Annotated in this window: 16 protein-coding genes; 9 read left to right on the top strand and 7 right to left on the bottom strand. The window is 60.9% G+C overall.

The features are described 5' to 3' along the window. Positions 1 to 314 precede the first annotated feature (314 nt). The 4 genes from mutH to AC6I7Z_RS04340 all read left to right on the top strand — a co-directional run bounded on the left by mutH (position 315) and on the right by AC6I7Z_RS04340 (position 3,324). Positions 315 to 992, top strand: a complete 678-nt coding sequence (mutH, locus tag AC6I7Z_RS04355; protein ID WP_497813276.1) for a DNA mismatch repair endonuclease MutH — start codon at positions 315 to 317, stop codon at positions 990 to 992. Between the two features lie 60 nt (positions 993 to 1,052). After that, positions 1,053 to 1,763, top strand: coding sequence for a TerC family protein (locus AC6I7Z_RS04350; protein WP_497813275.1), 711 nt, complete (start codon positions 1,053 to 1,055; stop codon positions 1,761 to 1,763). 161 nt (positions 1,764 to 1,924) lie between these two features. Then, positions 1,925 to 2,143: a YgdI/YgdR family lipoprotein gene (locus tag AC6I7Z_RS04345; protein WP_033788687.1), complete on the top strand. Its 219-nt coding sequence runs from the start codon at positions 1,925 to 1,927 to the stop codon at positions 2,141 to 2,143. A 140-nt stretch (positions 2,144 to 2,283) separates the two neighbouring features. After that, on the top strand, positions 2,284 to 3,324 hold the full coding sequence (locus tag AC6I7Z_RS04340) for an NADP(H)-dependent aldo-keto reductase (protein WP_497813274.1): 1,041 nt from the start codon (positions 2,284 to 2,286) through the stop codon (positions 3,322 to 3,324). Between the two features lie 261 nt (positions 3,325 to 3,585). On the opposite strand, the gene dinB is transcribed toward AC6I7Z_RS04340, so the two are convergent. After that, on the bottom strand, positions 3,586 to 4,638 hold the full coding sequence (dinB, locus tag AC6I7Z_RS04335) for a DNA polymerase IV (RefSeq protein WP_497813273.1): 1,053 nt from the start codon (positions 4,636 to 4,638) through the stop codon (positions 3,586 to 3,588). Positions 4,639 to 4,926: 288 nt separating this feature from the next. Between dinB and dpaA the strand changes: the two genes are divergently transcribed. Next, entirely contained in the window at positions 4,927 to 5,673 is a 747-nt protein-coding gene (gene dpaA / locus AC6I7Z_RS04330) for a peptidoglycan meso-diaminopimelic acid protein amidase (RefSeq protein ID WP_497813272.1), read from the top strand. Here the strand turns inward: dpaA and AC6I7Z_RS04325 are convergent. Together AC6I7Z_RS04325 and lpcA are read right to left on the bottom strand one after the other, a co-directional pair. Beyond that, a complete protein-coding gene (locus AC6I7Z_RS04325; protein ID WP_048785765.1) occupies positions 5,644 to 6,411 on the bottom strand; it encodes a class II glutamine amidotransferase in 768 nt (255 codons plus the stop codon). The genes dpaA and AC6I7Z_RS04325 overlap by 30 nt on opposite strands. Before the next feature lie 54 nt (positions 6,412 to 6,465). Next, positions 6,466 to 7,044: a D-sedoheptulose 7-phosphate isomerase gene (gene lpcA / locus AC6I7Z_RS04320; protein ID WP_033752849.1), complete on the bottom strand. Its 579-nt coding sequence runs from the start codon at positions 7,042 to 7,044 to the stop codon at positions 6,466 to 6,468. 224 nt (positions 7,045 to 7,268) lie between these two features. Here lpcA and fadE point away from each other — a divergent pair, with 224 nt between their 5' ends. Next, positions 7,269 to 9,716, top strand: a complete 2,448-nt coding sequence (gene fadE, locus AC6I7Z_RS04315) for an acyl-CoA dehydrogenase FadE (protein ID WP_497813271.1) — start codon at positions 7,269 to 7,271, stop codon at positions 9,714 to 9,716. Between the two features lie 266 nt (positions 9,717 to 9,982). On the opposite strand, the gene mtnK is transcribed toward fadE, so the two are convergent. Further along, on the bottom strand, positions 9,983 to 11,182 hold the full coding sequence (gene mtnK / locus AC6I7Z_RS04310; RefSeq protein WP_497813270.1) for an S-methyl-5-thioribose kinase: 1,200 nt from the start codon (positions 11,180 to 11,182) through the stop codon (positions 9,983 to 9,985). A 131-nt stretch (positions 11,183 to 11,313) separates the two neighbouring features. Between mtnK and mtnA the strand changes: the two genes are divergently transcribed. Next, complete coding sequence (mtnA, locus tag AC6I7Z_RS04305; protein WP_497813269.1) at positions 11,314 to 12,333, top strand: S-methyl-5-thioribose-1-phosphate isomerase; 1,020 nt, start codon at positions 11,314 to 11,316, stop codon at positions 12,331 to 12,333. Positions 12,334 to 12,365: 32 nt separating this feature from the next. Here mtnA and AC6I7Z_RS04300 read toward each other — a convergent pair whose 3' ends face one another. From AC6I7Z_RS04300 to AC6I7Z_RS04290, 3 genes are read right to left on the bottom strand one after another with little or no spacing between them, the layout of a single operon-like run. Then, on the bottom strand, positions 12,366 to 12,908 hold the full coding sequence (locus tag AC6I7Z_RS04300) for a 1,2-dihydroxy-3-keto-5-methylthiopentene dioxygenase (RefSeq protein WP_048781551.1): 543 nt from the start codon (positions 12,906 to 12,908) through the stop codon (positions 12,366 to 12,368). Continuing rightward, positions 12,905 to 13,582 (bottom strand): acireductone synthase, encoded by a 678-nt coding sequence (gene mtnC / locus AC6I7Z_RS04295; RefSeq protein WP_497813268.1) that lies wholly within the window; start codon positions 13,580 to 13,582, stop codon positions 12,905 to 12,907. The genes AC6I7Z_RS04300 and mtnC overlap by 4 nt, the downstream gene beginning before the upstream one ends. Next, the gene (locus AC6I7Z_RS04290; protein WP_497813267.1) at positions 13,579 to 14,193 is read right to left on the bottom strand and encodes a methylthioribulose 1-phosphate dehydratase; all 615 of its coding nucleotides are present in this window, start codon (positions 14,191 to 14,193) and stop codon (positions 13,579 to 13,581) included. The genes mtnC and AC6I7Z_RS04290 overlap by 4 nt, the downstream gene beginning before the upstream one ends. Positions 14,194 to 14,325: 132 nt before the next feature. On the opposite strand from AC6I7Z_RS04290, the gene AC6I7Z_RS04285 reads away from it, so the two are divergent. Both AC6I7Z_RS04285 and AC6I7Z_RS04280 read left to right on the top strand, forming a co-directional pair. Beyond that, entirely contained in the window at positions 14,326 to 15,486 is a 1,161-nt protein-coding gene (locus AC6I7Z_RS04285) for a pyridoxal phosphate-dependent aminotransferase (protein ID WP_497813266.1), read from the top strand. Beyond that, complete coding sequence (locus tag AC6I7Z_RS04280; RefSeq protein ID WP_497813265.1) at positions 15,474 to 16,244, top strand: amidohydrolase; 771 nt, start codon at positions 15,474 to 15,476, stop codon at positions 16,242 to 16,244. Before AC6I7Z_RS04285 ends, AC6I7Z_RS04280 begins: the two co-directional genes overlap by 13 nt. Positions 16,245 to 16,307 lie beyond the last annotated feature (63 nt).

The raw sequence follows: 16,307 nt of genomic DNA, 5'->3' as shown, positions 1-16,307 counted from the left end.
ACAGACAATGCAGTAAACTTGCTCATCACTGGATAAAAAAGCGCCTTTTCCGCTAAAGTCAAGGCTGTAAATGGAACCAGTAGCGGGAGTGCCGCCGGGTTATCCCACCGATCTGTGGATAACTCAGGCGAAGATCCTGTTCATTATTGCCGTCAGTCCGGGATAACCTTGTACGGCTGTGGCAAGCCGGCAAGGCGTACAATTAAAAAAGCATGAGGAATCATGCTATTATCAGCACCCTTTCTCCTGACGCCGCTGTGGGAAAAGTTTGCGGAAGAAAAGCTGTCTATTTTTTAACCAACAGAGTGCTCGTTATGTTCCAGCTGCCTGCCCCGCCCGAAAATGAAGCCGTTCTCCTGGCGCGCGCCCATGCGCTGGCGGGCCAGTCGCTGGCGACCCTGGCCGCGCAGGCCAGCCTGCCGATGCCGGCCGATCTGAAGCGCGATAAAGGCTGGGTCGGCATGCTGCTGGAGCGCTATCTGGGCGCCAGCGCAGGCAGCAAGGCGGAGCAGGATTTCGCTCATCTCGGCATTGAACTCAAAACTATCCCCATCGACGCGCAGGGCAAACCGCTGGAAACCACTTTTGTCTGCGTGGCGCCGCTGACCGGCAACAGCGGCGTGACCTGGGAGACGAGCCATGTGCGCCACAAGCTGGCGCGCGTGCTGTGGATCCCGGTGGAGGGGGATCGCGCTATTCCTCTCGCCCAGCGTCGCGTCGGCGCGCCGCTGCTGTGGAGCCCGAGCGAAGAGGAAGATCGCATGCTGCGCCAGGACTGGGAGGAGCTGATGGATATGATCGTGCTGGGCCAGGTTGAACGCATTACCGCGCGCCACGGCGCCTGGCTGCAGATCCGGCCGAAAGCCGCCAACAGCCGGGCGTTGACCGAAGGTATCGGCGAACACGGCGAGCCGATCATGACGCTGCCGCGCGGTTTTTACCTGAAAAAGAGCTTCACCGCCCCGCTGCTGGCGCGTCATTTTTTACTGTAAGTTCATCAAAGCGGATGCGTATAATCGCCGTTTACTTTTCGTTTAAGATTGAGTGTGCGCATGTTTGAGTGGATAACCGATCCCAACGCCTGGCTGGCGCTGGGCACGCTGACCATCCTCGAAGTGGTTCTGGGTATTGATAATATTATTTTCCTGTCGCTGGTAGTGGCGAAGCTGCCTAAACATCAGCAGGCCAGCGCGCGTCGTCTCGGCCTGATGGGCGCTATGATGATGCGTCTTGCCCTGCTGGCCTCTATCGCCTGGGTGGCGCGTCTGACCCATCCGCTGTTTACCCTGCTCGATCACGCCTTCTCCTGGCGCGATCTGATCCTGCTCGGCGGCGGTCTGTTTCTGCTGTGGAAATCGAGCATGGAGATCCATGAAACCATCGAAGGCGGCGAAGAGGAGCACAAAACCAACGTGCACTCTTTCTTCGGCGCTATCGTGCAGATCATGCTGCTGGATATCATCTTTAGCCTGGACTCGGTGATTACCGCCGTCGGCCTTTCCGATCACCTCTTTATTATGATGGCCGCGGTGGTGATCGCCGTGCTGATGATGATGTTCGCCGCGCGCGCCATCGGCGAGTTTGTCGATCGCCATCCCTCTATCAAAATGCTTGCCCTCTCTTTTCTGATTCTGGTGGGTTTTACCCTGATTCTGGAGAGTTTCGCGGTGCATGTACCAAAAGGTTACATTTATTTCGCCATGTTCTTCTCCATGGCCGTCGAGTGTCTGAACCTGATGCGCGCTAAGAAAAGCGCGGCGTAAGATGTCAAGGGCGGCCGCCGGCCGCCCTTTTATTTTCAGATTCATGCGATAACGCAAAGCGCTAAAACCATTTATTACTACACTTTTTGCAGTTGATGCTGCGTGGCCTCTGACGGGGCGACGCGGCCCACTGGCTGACGGGAGTGAGAGGAATAAGCGTGATGAAAGAGTTGGCAGGCGTAGCAGTGTTGATTTTTGCCGCCGTTACACTGAGCGGATGCAGTTCAGATTATGTAATGGCAACCAAAAATGGCCAGATGATTATGACGGAAGGCAAGCCGACCATCGATAAAGAGACCGGTCTGGTGAAATATACCGATCAGTCGGGCCATGAAGTGCAGATCAATGGCGACGAAGTGTCGACCATTATTGAGCGTTAAGTGCCATTTCAGCTCACCTGTCCCGCAATTTGCCCGGACAGGTGATTTCCCCGATTTTCCCCACTTCCTTCCCCGCTGATTCACGCGCTATAGTCCCACAGGACAGACCATTACATTCCATAAAAATAAGGAAGACGGCTATGCATTATCACCGCATCCCCCATAGCACGCTGGAAGTGAGTCAGCTGGGGTTGGGAACCATGACGTTTGGTGAACAGAATAGCGAAGCCGACGCCCACCAGCAGCTCGATTTCGCCCTCGCCAGCGGCATTAACTTTATCGATACCGCTGAAATGTATCCGGTGCCGCCGCGCCCGGAAACCCAGGGCTTGACCGAAAAGTATATCGGCAGCTGGCTGAAGGCGCGCGGCAGCCGCGATAAAGTGATCCTCGCCAGCAAGGTCGCGGGCCCGTCGCGCGGCGCAGACGCCTCGATTCGCCCGAACCAGGCGCTGGACCGCAAGAATATCCGCGACGCGCTGGACGCCAGCCTGAAGCGCCTGAATACCGACTATCTCGACCTTTATCAGCTGCACTGGCCGCAGCGCCAGACCAACTATTTCGGCAAGCTGGGCTATCAGTACAGCGAGACCACCATTCCCGTCACGCTGCTGGAGACGCTGGAAGCGCTGACCGAGCAGGTGCGCGCCGGCAAAATTCGCTATATCGGCGTGTCGAACGAAACGGCCTGGGGCGTGATGCGCTATCTGCAGCTGGCGGAGAAGCACGAGCTGCCGCGCATCGTGACCATTCAGAACCCCTATAGCCTGCTGAACCGCAGCTTTGAAGTGGGCCTGGCGGAAATCAGCCAGCATGAAGGAGTTGAGCTGCTGGCTTACTCCAGCCTCGCTTTCGGCACGCTGAGCGGCAAATATCTGAACGGCGCGAAACCGGCTGGCGCGCGCAACACGCTGTTCAGCCGCTTTACGCGCTACAGCGGCGAGCAGTCGCAGCTGGCGATTGCGGAATATGTGGCGCTGGCGCAGAAGCATCGCCTGGATCCGTCGCAGATGGCGCTGGCCTATGTGCGTCAGCAGCCGTTCGTCGCCAGCACCCTGCTGGGCGCAACGACGATGGAGCAGCTGAAGATCAATATCGACAGCTTCAACCTGACGCTGGACGCCGACGTGCTGGAAGGGATCGAGGCGATTCACCGCCGCTACACCTATCCGGCGCCTTAATTTTCACAGACCGCAAAATAGCTTAGCAAGCGGGTAGCCACGCCCGAAGAGCAAAGCGTCCCGCGCCAGGGACAAAAACGCCGGGAGCGTTTTTGAACAACGCAGCGCGTTGGCCCGAAACGGGCGCGCCTCAGGGATGAGGTGCGTATTGGCGCGGGCCGAGCGGTCAGGGATGACGAACAGCGACTTTGCGATCGGGCGAGGCTACCTGCGCTGGCACTGAAGAATCATGCCGCACTATCACTGTTTTTTTCCTGTTCGTTACAACCCCAGCAGCAGCTGCCGCTCAAGCTGTGGGTCCAGCAGCGTAACGTGCAATCCCACCAGCCGCACGCCGCGTCCGGCGCGGCGCTCATCCCAGGCTTTACGCGCCACCGCGATCAAATCCTCTTTGTTCAGCTCCGGCCAGATATGCTCCTGCGTCGTCAGCTGGAAATCGTTGAACTTGAGCTTCACCCCCTGCCGCGCGATTTGCCTGTCGGGCCGAACCTGCGTCAGGCGGCGCTCCAGCTCCGCATAGAGAAAATCGATAATCTCCAGGCAGGCTTCCCAGCTGTGAATATCTTCCGCCAGCGTGCGCTCGACGCCGACGGATTTGCGCTCGCGCTCCACTACCACGCCGCGCTCGTCGATGCCGTGGCTGCGCTCCCACAGCACGCGGCCAAACTTGCCGAAGCGCTTGAGCAGCTGCGCCACGTCCGCTTTCTGCACGTCGGCGCAGGTATGCAGTCCCATCTCCTCGAGCTTTTTCGTCGCCACCTTGCCGACGCCGGGGATCTTCGCCAGCGGCAGCGACAGCAGAAAATCCGGCATCTCCTGCGGCGTAATAACGTACTGCCCGTCGGGCTTGTTGAGATCGGAGGCGATTTTGGCGAGGAACTTAATCGGCGCGATGCCGGCCGAAGCGGTCAGCCCCGTCTCGCGCTGAATGGTGTCGCGGATCTCGCGCGCGATCAGCGTGGCGGAGCCGTGGCAGTGCGGGCTGTCGGTGACGTCGAGATAGGCCTCGTCCAGCGACAGCGGCTCGATCAGGGGCGTATAGCGCAGGAAAATGTCGCGGATCTGCTGCGACGCCTCTTTATAGGCGTCGAAGCGCCCCGGCAGCAGCTTCAGATGCGGACAGAGCTTCAGCGCCATGGCGGTGGGCATCGCGCTGCGTACGCCGAATTTGCGCGCCGGATAGTTGGCGGTGCTGATCACGCCGCGTCGTTCACGGCTGCCGCCAATGGCGATAGGGATATCGCGCAACGCCGGATTGTCGCGCATCTCCACCGCTGCATAGAAGCAGTCCATATCGACATGTATGATTTTCACGCTTGCCCGCCATCCGCTTTCCGTCACGCCTAATGATACTGTATAGATGTACAGATGCAAAAGCCTCGACGCGTCAGGCGCGCCTGAAAAGCGGATTTAACATCCGTCGCCACTAAAGTTTACAAATTTCTGGCCGTGATATCTCGAGGAAAACGCGAATTTACCCGGCGGCGTCTTGATAAAAAAACAGACAATGCTAATGTTGCGCTGCGGTAGCGGAGTTTTCCGATAATGCAAGTCTGAGACGCGTCTCGCGTCATCGTTCTCTTCACTCAAGGTATACACAGCATGGGCAAAATCGCACTTCTGTTTGCGATGATTTTGATGCCAGCCCTCAGCATGGCAATGACTCCCGAGCCGACGCAGCCAGTGTCGACGCCGGTGAGTAAAGAATTAAAGAAACAGCTACTCGGTACCCCGGTCTATCTGCAGATTTTCAAGGAAGAACGCACGCTGGAGCTTTATGGCAAAATCGGCAACGAATTTCGCCTGCTCGATACCTACCGCATCTGTAACTTTTCCGGCGGCCTCGGCCCGAAGCGCCGCGAAGGGGATTTTAAAAGTCCGGAAGGCTTTTACAGCGTCAGGCTCAACCAGCTTAAGCCCGACAGCCGTTTTTATCGCGCCATCAACGTCGGCTTTCCCAACCAGTACGATCGCGAGCATGCCTACACCGGCAACTATCTGATGATCCACGGCGACTGTAAGTCGATCGGCTGCTACGCCATGACCGACGCCTACATGGACGAGATTTTTACCTATGTGAACGCGGCGCTGCGTAACGGCCAGTCAGAGGTGAACATCAGCATCTTCCCGTTCCGCATGACCGACAGCAACATGCAGCGCCATCGCTACTCCACCTACGCCAGCTTCTGGCGTGAGCTGCAGCCCGGCTACGCTTACTTTGCGAAATACCATCAGCCGCCGACGGTCAACGTCGCCAGCGGCAGCTACGTGATGAATAGCGGCAGCCCGGCGATCGTCAATCCCGAAGCCGCCTCTAAATCATTCCTGGCGCTCTCCAAGGCAGAATAACGCCCACTCGCCTGGCACGATGCGGTGCCAGGTTTCATTTGCCGTCAGCGGCTGCGTCGCAATCACCGTCACCACGTCGTTGGCGGTGGTGTGCTGCTGGAAATCGATCTCCACATCCTGGTCGAGCAACTGCGCTTTGCCGAAGGGCGCGCGGCGCGTAATCCAGTAGAGATTGGTCGAGCAGAACGCCATCAGATAGCGCCCGTCCGACAGCAGCATATTGAACACCCCTTTCTGCCGCAGCTCTCCCGCCAGTTCCGCCACATAGCGAAACACCGCCGGCCAGTTGGCGGGCGTGCGCGGATAGCGCGTGGCCAGCTTGTGCAACAGCCAGCAGAAGGCCTTCTCGCTGTCGGTTTCGCCCACCGGACGGAAGTGGCCGGTTTCCAGCTGGCGATAGCCTTTTAGCTGGCCGTTATGCGCGTAGGTCCAGTTGCGTCCCCACAGCTCGCGGGTAAAGGGATGGGTATTTTCCAGCGAGACCGGCCCGCGGTTCGCCTGGCGAATATGCGCCACCACCGAATGGGACTTGATGGGATACTCCTGCACCAGCCGCGCGATGGGCGAGTTATAGCTTGGCAGCGGATCTTTAAAGGTGCGGCAACCCCGATCTTCATAAAAGGTGATGCCCCAGCCATCTTTATGCGGCCCGGTTCCACCGCCGCGCTGCACCAGGCCGGTAAAACTGAAACAGATATCGGTTGGAACGTTAGCGCTCATCCCGAGCAATTCGCACATAGCTACCGCCTTAGTCAGAAAAGCCGCCAGTCAGCAAAATGGCGGCCAGCACCGTTACTTCACCATCTCTTTTTCAATCAGCAGCATCAGGATATGGATCACTTTGATGTGGATCTCCTGAATGCGGTCGGCGTAGCCGAAGTGCGGCACGCGAATTTCGATATCGGCCGAGCCCGCCATTTTGCCGCCATCTTTGCCGGTCAGGGTGATGACCTTCATGCCCTGCGCGCGCGCCGCCTCGATCGCCTTAATGATATTGGCGGAGTTGCCAGAGGTCGACAGCCCCAGCAGCACGTCGCCCGGACGGCCCACCGCTTCGATATAGCGTGAGAAAACGTAGTCGTAGCCGAAATCGTTGCTGACGCAGGAGAGATGGCTGACGTCGGAGATAGCGATCGCCGGGTAGCCGGGACGGTTCTCGCGATAGCGCCCGGTCAGCTCTTCGGCGAAATGCATTGCGTCGCAGTGCGAGCCGCCGTTGCCGCAGGAGAGCACTTTCCCGCCCGCTTTAAAGCTGTCGGCCAGCAGCACCGCCGCGCGCTGAATGGCGTGAATATTCGCCTCGTCGCTGAGGAAGGTATTAAGCGTATCCGCTGCTTCATTCAGCTCAGAGCGAATGATGTCCTGGTACATAGGGATGTCCTTGTTAGTAAAAGAGTGACTTTTCAAGTTTAACGGAATGGCGGGTTGGCGCAAAGCGCGCGCCGCGCGAAAGCCTGCCTCCTCTCCGCGGCGGATTTAACGATTTTGTGAGTAAGGTTGTAATTGCGATGTAAACAAATTGCTAATTGAACGCAGGTGGCATACACCTCTACACATAACAGGTCAGACCTCTTACTACTTACGGAGCCGTGATTATGATGGTTGTGTCGATCCTCGCGACGCTGGTGTTAATCAGCGCCCTGTTTTATCACCGCGTCTCTCTGGCGGCGAGCAGCGCGATTTTACTGTTGTGGACCGCCGCCTGGGCGGCGGCGCATATCTGGACGCCCTGGCTGCTGCTGCCGCTGGCGATCCTTCTGCTGCCGCTTAATCTCCCCTCGATGCGCCGTTCGCTGTTTTCAAAGCCGATGCTGCAGCGCTTTCAAAAGGTGATGCCGCCGATGTCGCGCACGGAAAAAGAGGCGATCGACGCCGGAACCACCTGGTGGGAAGGCGACCTGTTTCAGGGCAAGCCGGACTGGCAGAAGCTGCACAACTATCCGCAGCCGCGCCTGACCCCGGCCGAGCAGGCGTTTCTCGACGGTCCGGTGGAAGAGGCGTGCCGCATGGCAAACGACTTCGCCATCACCCATGAGATGGCGGACTTGCCGCCGGAACTCTGGGCTTATCTGAAAGAGCAGCGTTTCTTCGCCATGATCATCAAGAAAGAGTATGGCGGCCTCGAGTTCTCCGCCTATGCGCAGGCGCGCATGCTGCAAAAGCTGGCGGGCGTCTCCGGCATTCTGGCGATTACCGTCGGCGTGCCTAACTCGCTGGGCCCAGGCGAACTGTTACAGCATTACGGCACCGACGAGCAGAAAGATCACTATCTGCCGCGTCTGGCGCGCGGCGACGAGATCCCCTGCTTCGCGCTGACCAGCCCGGAAGCGGGCTCCGACGCCGGGGCGATCCCCGATACCGGCGTGGTCTGTATGGGTGAGTGGCAGGGCAAGCAGGTGCTCGGCATGCGCCTGACCTGGAATAAACGCTACATTACGCTGGCGCCGGTGGCGACCGTGCTGGGGCTGGCCTTTAAGCTCTCCGATCCCGATCGTCTGCTGGGCGATACCGAATCGCTGGGCATTACCTGCGCGCTTATCCCCACCAGCACGCCGGGCGTTGAGATCGGCAAGCGCCACTTCCCGCTCAACGTGCCGTTCCAGAACGGTCCGACGCGCGGCAACGATATTTTCGTGCCGATCGATTTTATTATCGGCGGGCCGCAGATGGCCGGCCAGGGCTGGCGGATGCTGGTTGAGTGCCTGTCGGTGGGACGCGGCATCACCCTGCCTTCGAACTCCACCGGCAGCCTGAAAAGCGTGGCGCTCGCCACCGGCGCCTATGCGCATATCCGTCGTCAGTTCAGGGTCTCTATCGGCAAGATGGAAGGCATCGAAGAGCCGCTGGCGCGCATTGCCGGCAACGCCTACGTGATGGACGCCGCGGCGACGCTGATCACCACCGGCATTATGCAGGGCGAAAAACCGGCGGTGCTGTCGGCGATTGTGAAGTATCACTGCACCCACCGCGGCCAGCGCGCCATTATGGACGCCATGGATATTGCGGGCGGCAAAGGCATTATGCTCGGCAATAATAACTTCCTCGCCCGCGCCTATCAGGGCGCGCCTATCGCCATTACGGTAGAAGGCGCCAATATCCTGACGCGCAGCATGATTATTTTCGGTCAGGGCGCTATCCGCTGCCATCCGTTCGTGCTGAAAGAGATGGCGGCGGCGGCCAGTCAGGATCTTAACGCCTTTGACGCCGCGCTGTTCAGCCATGTCGGCTATGTTGGCAGCAACGCGGTGCGCAGCCTGTGGCTCGGCCTGACGGCGGGACGCGGCAGCGCCACGCCGACGCGCGACGCCACGCGCCGCTACTACCAGCATCTGAACCGGCTCAGCGCCAACCTGGCGCTGCTGGCGGACGTGTCGATGGCGGTGCTCGGCGGCAGCCTGAAGCGACGCGAGCGCATTTCGGCGCGCCTGGGCGATGTGCTGAGCCAGCTCTACCTCGCCTCTGCCACGCTGAAACGCTATGACGACGAGGGGCGTCACGAGGCCGATCTGCCGCTGCTGCACTGGGGCGTGCAGGATGCGCTGCATCAGGCCGAGCTGGCAATTGAGGATCTGCTGCGCAACTTCCCTAATCGGCTGGCGGCGGGCGCGCTGCGCATGATGATTTTCGCCGGCGGCACGCACTGCCCGGCGCCGAGTGACCGTCTCGATCATAAGCTGGCGAAGCTGCTGCAGGTGCCGTCCGCCACGCGGGCAAGGCTCGGACGCGGTCAGTATCTGACGCCGAGCGAGCATAACCCGGCCGGTCAGCTTGAGCAGGCGTTGCAGGAGGTGATGGCGGCAGAAGTGATCCACGATCGTCTGTGCAAACAGCAGAAAGAGCACTTCTCGTTTACCCGGCTGGACGCGCTGGCGCAGCGGGCATTAAAAGCGGGCTGGATTGACGCCGCCGAAGCCGAGGTGCTGACGCGCGCCGAAGCGAGCCGCCTGCGCGCCATTAACGTCGATGAGTTTGAAGCGGATGCGCTGGCGGTGCCGGTGAAGCAGCCGGCGGTGAAGGCGGCGCGGGAGAGCGAGGCGGCGTAACATACAGGCACGTATGCTTTAACCCACAACGCGCACTAAAGTCAGATAGCGGGTAGCATGGACCGAAGAGCAAAGCGTCCCGCGACAAGGACAAAAACGCCGGGGGCGTTTTTGAACAACGCAACGCGTTGGCCCGTTTACGGGCGCACCTCAGGGATGAGGTGCGTATTTGCGCGGGCCGAGCTGGCAGGGATGCCGCTTTTTGCGTCTTTGCGATCGGGCCATGCTACCCGCGTTCGCGCGGAGTTAACCGGCGCGTATTACCCTTACCCCGCCTGCCGAATACGCGCGATTAGCGCCTCGGCGTCCTCGATGTGATCCGCCGCCAGAATCAGCGTGCGTCCCAGCGTAATGCAGCTGCGAATACACTCGGTGCGCATCGCCTCATCCTTAATCAGCTTCATATCCGCCACGTGAGACATGCCGACGGTACGGCGAATCAGCTCGGTGCCGCAGTAGCCGATGGTATCGGCCCACACCTTGCGCAGAAACGCCTGCGCATAGCCGGGATATGCCAGCGCCACGTCAGTGGTCTTCTCTTGCGCCAGCGCCAGGAAGCGCGCGGCGAAAGTATTCCACACCTCGCGCACGTCGTTGAGACGCAGTTCGCGCCCTTCCGCCGCCTCGCGCGGGGCCAGCAGCCCCGGCAGGCCGCAGTAGTTGATCAGCAGATTGCCCAGCGCCGTGCCGACGTCAAAGCCGATCGGGCCGAAATAGCCGAACTCCGCGTCGATCGCCTTCAGGCTGTTGTCGGCGACGAAAATCGAGCCGCTGTGAATATCGCCGTGCAGCAGCGCTTCGGCATGGGCGAAAAAGCGGTGCTTCAGTCCGGCGACGGCGATGCGCAACGCCTCGTCGTCGCGCAGGCTGGCAACCAGCGGCTCCAGCGCCTGCGGATAGCTGTTGCGCTCGTGATCGGTGTAAGGATCGTTAAAGAAGAGATCTTCGGTGATCTCGCACATCTCTGGGTTGATAAAGCGCGCCACTGCCGCTTTTTTCTGATGGGGATGCAGCACGAAATCAGAGGTGTGAAACAGCGTCTGCGCCAGATATTCGCCCAGCTGCGCCGCCGCCTGCGGATAGAAAGCGCCCTTCACCAGCTCGCCGCGCCAGATGCGATGGCTGGAGAGATCCTCCATCACCATCACCGCCAGCGTCTCGTCATAGTGCGTCACCCTGACGGTGTGCTCAGGGCAATATTTGTAGTGCTCGATCAGGGTTTGCGCCTCAAGCCGCGCGCGGTCCAGCGTCAGCGGCCAGGACTCGCCGACGCAGCGCACGTAGGGCAACGCCTGTTTTACGATAACCCGGCTGTTGCCCTGGCGGTCGAAAATTTTAAAGACCAGGTTAAGGTTGCCATCGCCAATCTCTTCCGCCTCGACCAGCGCAGCGGGATCGTCCACGCCGCCAAACTGCCGGGCATATTCAACGGCATCCGCCGCGGTGAAGGTACGGTATTGCGACATTGCCTTTCCTCTTATACCAAACTGAAACGAAACCCCGCCAGGGCAGCATAATAAGCCGTTCAGACGTCTATACATCCGTTCCGCATGTTGGCACAATACGTGACAACAACGCAACAGGGATTTCACAGACAATGCAAACACTCCGCACCACCAGCTTACAGGTTCGTGACAATCAGCTCTGGATCCTCGATCAGCAGGCGCTGCCGCAGCAAAAAAACTGGCTGCCGGCGCACGACGTGGCGCAGCTGGTCAGCCATATTCACGCCCTGCGCGTGCGCGGCGCGCCGCTGATCGGCCTCTCCGCCTCGCTGCTGCTGGCGCTGCTGGCCGAGGCGGGCGCCAGCCGCGACGCGCTGGGGCAGGCGCTGGAGGTGTTGCGCGCCGCGCGTCCCACGGCGGTCAACCTGATGAATAATCTCGATCGCATGAAGCTGGCGCTGGCGCAGGCGGATTTCGCCGCCGCGCTGGGTCAGGAAGCGCTGCGTCTGGTCGAGGAGGATCGCCAGCTGTGCGACAACATCGCCGAATCGGGCAGCGCGCTGGTGAAGCCGGACAGCCGCCTGCTTACGCACTGCAACACCGGCGGGCTGGCGACGGCGGGCGTCGGCACCGCGCTGGGCGTCATCGCCCGCGCGCATCAGCAGGGTAAGGTGGCGAACGTCTGGGTGGGCGAAACGCGCCCGCTGCTGCAGGGCGGACGCCTTACCGCCTGGGAGCTGGGCGAGCTGGCGATCCCCTTTCAGCTGATCACCGATTCGATGGCGGCCAGCCTGATGGCGAGCGGCCAAGTCGACGCCGTCTGGGTCGGCGCGGACCGCATCGCGGCTAACGGCGACGTGGCGAACAAAATCGGCACCTACAGCCTGGCCGTGCTGGCGCATTACCATCAGATCCCCTTCTACGTTGCCGCACCGCACACCACGCTGGATCGCCAGTGCGTCAGCGGCCGCGACATTCCTATCGAGCAGCGCGCCGCCAGCGAAGTGACCGGCGCGGCGGGCAGCTTCGGCAGCGTGCAGTGGGCGCCGGAAGCGGCAAACGTCTATAACCCGGCGTTCGACGTGACGCCTGCGGCGCTGATTAGCGGCTGGGTGCTGGATACCGGCGTGGTGACGCCGGAGGCGGTAGAGGCGGGGATTTTTCAGCCCTGACCGGGCGCGCTGAGCGCGCCCGGCTGGCAGGATTAAGGCAGGCGCGGATAGGCGTCGGCGATGGCGTCGCCGGTGAAGTGCGCCACCCAGCCTTCCTGGTTATCGAAGATGCGGATTGCGGTGAAGTTGGGCGAGGAGCCCATATCGAACCAGTGCGGCGTGCCCGCCGGCACTGAAATCAGGTCGTTTTTTTCACACAGGATCTGGTAGACCTGGCCGTCGAGATGCAGGCAAAAAAGGCCCGCGCCCTCAACGAAGAAACGCACCTCATCTTCGCCGTGGGTGTGCTCAGAGAGAAACTTCTGGCGCAGCGTCTCTTTTTGCGGGTTGTCGGCGCGCATGCTGATCACGTCCCAGCTCTGATAGCCCTTCTCCGCCACCAGCCGATCGATAGCGTGTTGATAGGCCTCAATCACGTCGGCGGGTTGGGGATTGTCGCCTAAATCGCGATCCGCCGCCCAGCGCTCGAAGCGCACATTCTTTGCATTCAGCCGCTCGCGGATCATCTCCGCATCGGTACTGTGCCACACCGGCAGCGTGGCTTCGGTATCGGTAAAAATGGTCAATGCGCTCATGCTAAAACGACTCCCGAAAAGGTGTTCACCTGATGATGGCGGCTTTCGCTGTCTGCGGGGCCGCGAATTAACTGCACGGTTTTCCATCCGGCTTCCGCTGCCGCATCCAGCTCCTGACGAATGTCGGAGAGGAACAGCAGCTGCTCAGCGGGCAGGCCGGTTTGTTGGGCGATATTGCGGTAGGAGGCGACCTCTCGCTTAGCGCCGACGCGCGTGTCAAAGTAGCCGCTAAACAGCTCCGTAATATCTCCTTCATCACTGTAGCCAAATAACAGTTTTTGCGCCGCAACCGAGCCGGAAGAATAGACGTAGAGCTGAATGCCCTGCTCCCGCCAGGCGCGCAGCGCCGGCACGACGTCGGGATAGAGATGGCCGGTAAAGCTGCCGTTCACATAGCCGTCGCGCCAGATCATCCCCTGCAGCGCTTTTAGCCCGGTGGATTTGCGATCCTCATCCATAAAGCCCAGCAGGATAGCGGTGAGCGCCTCAGGGTCGGCCTCAGGCTGGCCCGCTTCGGCGCGCACCGCGTCGAGCGCAGCGCTGACCTCGGGCTGCTGATGCTGCGCGCGGATAAACCCGGCGAGATGGTTACGCGCGTAAGGAAAGAGCACATCGTGCACGAAGCGAATATCGCTGGTGGTGCCTTCTATATCGGTAACAATGGCGCGGATCATTGGGCCTCCAGCAGGCGACGTTGGCGTTCGCATTCAAATAAAAACTCCAGACCTTCCAGATGACGACGCGCTTCGTTCACGTCCTGGCCCCAGCAGGTTAAGCCGTGACCGCGCAGCAGAAAACCGTAGCGCAGCGGGTTGTCGCGGGCGTAGGCTTCAATGCGCCGCGCCAGCGCGTCGATATCCTGATCGTTATCAAACAGCGGGATCGCCACGCACGCAAGATGAGTATGCTGCTCCGCCAGCGATTTCTGCATCTCATAGCCTTCCAGCCGCAGCGCAGCGCCCTTCTCGACGCGCGACAGCACCGTGGCGTTCACCGTATGGGTATGCAGCACTGCGCCCGCCTCGGGGAACAGCCGGTAGATCAGGGTATGCAATCCGGTTTCCGCCGACGGCCTGCGCCCTGACGGCGCGCGGTTAGTGGCGATCTCCACCTGGATAAAGTCGTCGCGCGTCAGGCTGCCTTTATCCTTACCTGACTCGCTGAGCAGGCAGAAGCGGGCATCTTCGCGCACTGACATATTGCCGCCGGTGGCGGGCGCCCAGCCTTTGGCGCCAATCCAGTGGCAGGTGGCCACCAGCTGATCGAGCGGAGAGAGTTCAGACATAGCGTATCGGGCATCCTGTAAGGTGGGTTTTAGACGTCTAAGCGTCTCGATTGCCAAATATTAACATCCTGTTTATAGTGGCTTCAACACAGGGTTACTCCGCAATGACATTCGCGCTTAAGGCCATTAACCATGACGCAGCCCAACCTGACGCCGGAGAGTAAACTTCCCGCTCTCGGCACCACCATCTTTACCCAGATGAGCGCGCTGGCGCAGCAGCATAACGCCATCAACCTTTCGCAGGGTTTTCCCGACTTTGACGGACCACGCTATTTACAGGCGCGCCTGGCGCATCACGTCAGCGAGGGCGCCAACCAGTATGCGCCAATGACCGGCGTGCTGCCGCTGCGCGAGGCGATCGCTGAGAAAACCGCCGAGCTGTATGGCTACCGCCCCGACGTCAACAGCGATATCACCGTGACCGCCGGCGCGACCGAAGCGCTCTACGCGGCGATCACCGCGCTGGTGCGCCCGGGCGACGAGGTGATCTGCTTCGACCCAAGCTACGACAGCTATGCGCCCGCTGTCGAGCTGTCGGGCGGCGTGCTGAAACGCATCGCGCTGCAGCCGCCGGGCTTTCGCGTCGACTGGACGGCGTTCGCCGCGCTGCTCTCCAGTAAAACCCGTCTGGTGATCCTCAATACGCCGCACAACCCTTCCGCCACCGTGTGGCGTAAAGCGGATTTCGCGGCGCTCTGGCAGGCGATCGCCGATCGGGAGATTTACGTGCTGAGCGATGAAGTTTACGAGCATATCTGCTTCGACGAGGCGGGCCACGCCAGCGTGCTGGCGCATCCGCAGCTGCGCGAGCGCGCCATCGCCGTCTCCTCCTTCGGCAAGACCTTTCATATGACCGGCTGGAAGGTAGGCTACAGCGTCGCGCCTGCCGCCATCAGCGCGGAGATCCGCAAGGTGCATCAGTATCTGACCTTCGCGGTGAATACGCCCGCCCAGCTGGCGATCGCCGATATGCTGCGCCAGGAGCCTGCCCACTATCGCGAGCTGCCTGCCTTTTACCGCGCGCGCCGCGACCGTCTGGCGCAGGCGCTGGAGAAGAGCCGCTTTAAGGTGCTGCCGTGCGAGGGCACCTATTTTCTGCTGGCGGACTACAGCGCCATCTCCGATCTCGACGACGTCAGCTTCTGCCAGTGGCTCACCAAAGAGGTGGGCGTGGCGGCGATTCCGCTGTCGGTGTTCTGCGCCGACCCGTTCCCGCACAGGCTGATCCGCCTCTGCTTCGCCAAACAGGAAGCGACGCTTGACGCCGCCGCGGAGCGCTTATGTCAGATTTAAAGATTACCGTTCTGCAGGAAACCCTGCACTGGATGGATGGCGAAGCGAACCTGCGCCATTTCGACGCCGTGCTTGAGGGCGTAACGGGCCGCGATCTGATCCTGTTGCCGGAGATGTTCACCACCGGCTTCGCCATGGAGGCGGCGCAGCGTTCGCTGCCGCAGGCGCAGGTGGTGGCGTGGCTGCATAAACACGCCGCGGCGAGCGACGCGCTGGTGGGCGGCAGCGCGGCGATCCAGACGGACAAAGGCGCGGTGAATCGCTTTCTGCTGGTGGAGCCGGATGGCACGCTGCACCAGTATGACAAGCGTCATCTGTTCCGCATGGCGGACGAGCATCACCACTATCTGCCGGGCGAGACGCGCGCGGTGCTGGAGTGGCGCGGCTGGCGCATTCTGCCGCAGATCTGTTACGACCTGCGTTTTCCGGTCTTCTCCCGCAACCGCAACGACTACGACCTGGCGCTCTATGTGGCGAACTGGCCGGCGCCGCGCGCCCTGCACTGGCAGGCGCTGCTGCTGGCGCGCGCCATAGAGAATCAGGCCTACGTCGCGGGCTGCAACCGCGTCGGCAGCGACGGCAACCAGCATCAGTACAGCGGCGACAGCCGGATTATTTCGCCGCAGGGCGAGATCCTCAGCGCGGCGGAGCCCTTCGCCCAAGCGCGGCTTGACGCCACGCTGTCGCTGGAGGCGCTGACCGCTTATCGCGAGCGCTTTCCGGCGTGGCGCGACGCCGACGGCTTTACCCTGAGTTAGCGCGCCAGTAGTCTGTGCCCGGCAAAAAAAAGCCGCAGCGGTTAAGCTGCGGCTTTCTCATTT

Source organism: Pantoea sp. X-Soil-MYKO-1289 (assembly GCF_059730625.1).
The sequence above is the reverse complement of the archived record's forward strand: the minus strand, read 5'-3'. Positions and strand labels throughout refer to the sequence as shown.

What these genes read in the sequence shown, in the direction of transcription:
- fadE (WP_497813271.1), top strand. Translation starts at nt 7,269, where the DNA reads ATGATGGTTGTGTCGATCCTCGCGACGCTGGTGTTAATCAGCGCCCTG.
- AC6I7Z_RS04345 (WP_033788687.1), top strand. Translation starts at nt 1,925, where the DNA reads ATGAAAGAGTTGGCAGGCGTAGCAGTGTTGATTTTTGCCGCCGTTACA.
- mutH (WP_497813276.1), top strand. Translation starts at nt 315, where the DNA reads ATGTTCCAGCTGCCTGCCCCGCCCGAAAATGAAGCCGTTCTCCTGGCG.
- AC6I7Z_RS04325 (WP_048785765.1), bottom strand. Translation starts at nt 6,411, where the DNA reads ATGTGCGAATTGCTCGGGATGAGCGCTAACGTTCCAACCGATATCTGT.
- AC6I7Z_RS04290 (WP_497813267.1), bottom strand. Translation starts at nt 14,193, where the DNA reads ATGTCTGAACTCTCTCCGCTCGATCAGCTGGTGGCCACCTGCCACTGG.
- dpaA (WP_497813272.1), top strand. Translation starts at nt 4,927, where the DNA reads ATGGGCAAAATCGCACTTCTGTTTGCGATGATTTTGATGCCAGCCCTC.
- AC6I7Z_RS04340 (WP_497813274.1), top strand. Translation starts at nt 2,284, where the DNA reads ATGCATTATCACCGCATCCCCCATAGCACGCTGGAAGTGAGTCAGCTG.
- AC6I7Z_RS04280 (WP_497813265.1), top strand. Translation starts at nt 15,474, where the DNA reads ATGTCAGATTTAAAGATTACCGTTCTGCAGGAAACCCTGCACTGGATG.
- AC6I7Z_RS04350 (WP_497813275.1), top strand. Translation starts at nt 1,053, where the DNA reads ATGTTTGAGTGGATAACCGATCCCAACGCCTGGCTGGCGCTGGGCACG.
- AC6I7Z_RS04300 (WP_048781551.1), bottom strand. Translation starts at nt 12,908, where the DNA reads ATGAGCGCATTGACCATTTTTACCGATACCGAAGCCACGCTGCCGGTG.
- mtnA (WP_497813269.1), top strand. Translation starts at nt 11,314, where the DNA reads ATGCAAACACTCCGCACCACCAGCTTACAGGTTCGTGACAATCAGCTC.
- lpcA (WP_033752849.1), bottom strand. Translation starts at nt 7,044, where the DNA reads ATGTACCAGGACATCATTCGCTCTGAGCTGAATGAAGCAGCGGATACG.
- mtnC (WP_497813268.1), bottom strand. Translation starts at nt 13,582, where the DNA reads ATGATCCGCGCCATTGTTACCGATATAGAAGGCACCACCAGCGATATT.
- AC6I7Z_RS04285 (WP_497813266.1), top strand. Translation starts at nt 14,326, where the DNA reads ATGACGCAGCCCAACCTGACGCCGGAGAGTAAACTTCCCGCTCTCGGC.
- mtnK (WP_497813270.1), bottom strand. Translation starts at nt 11,182, where the DNA reads ATGTCGCAATACCGTACCTTCACCGCGGCGGATGCCGTTGAATATGCC.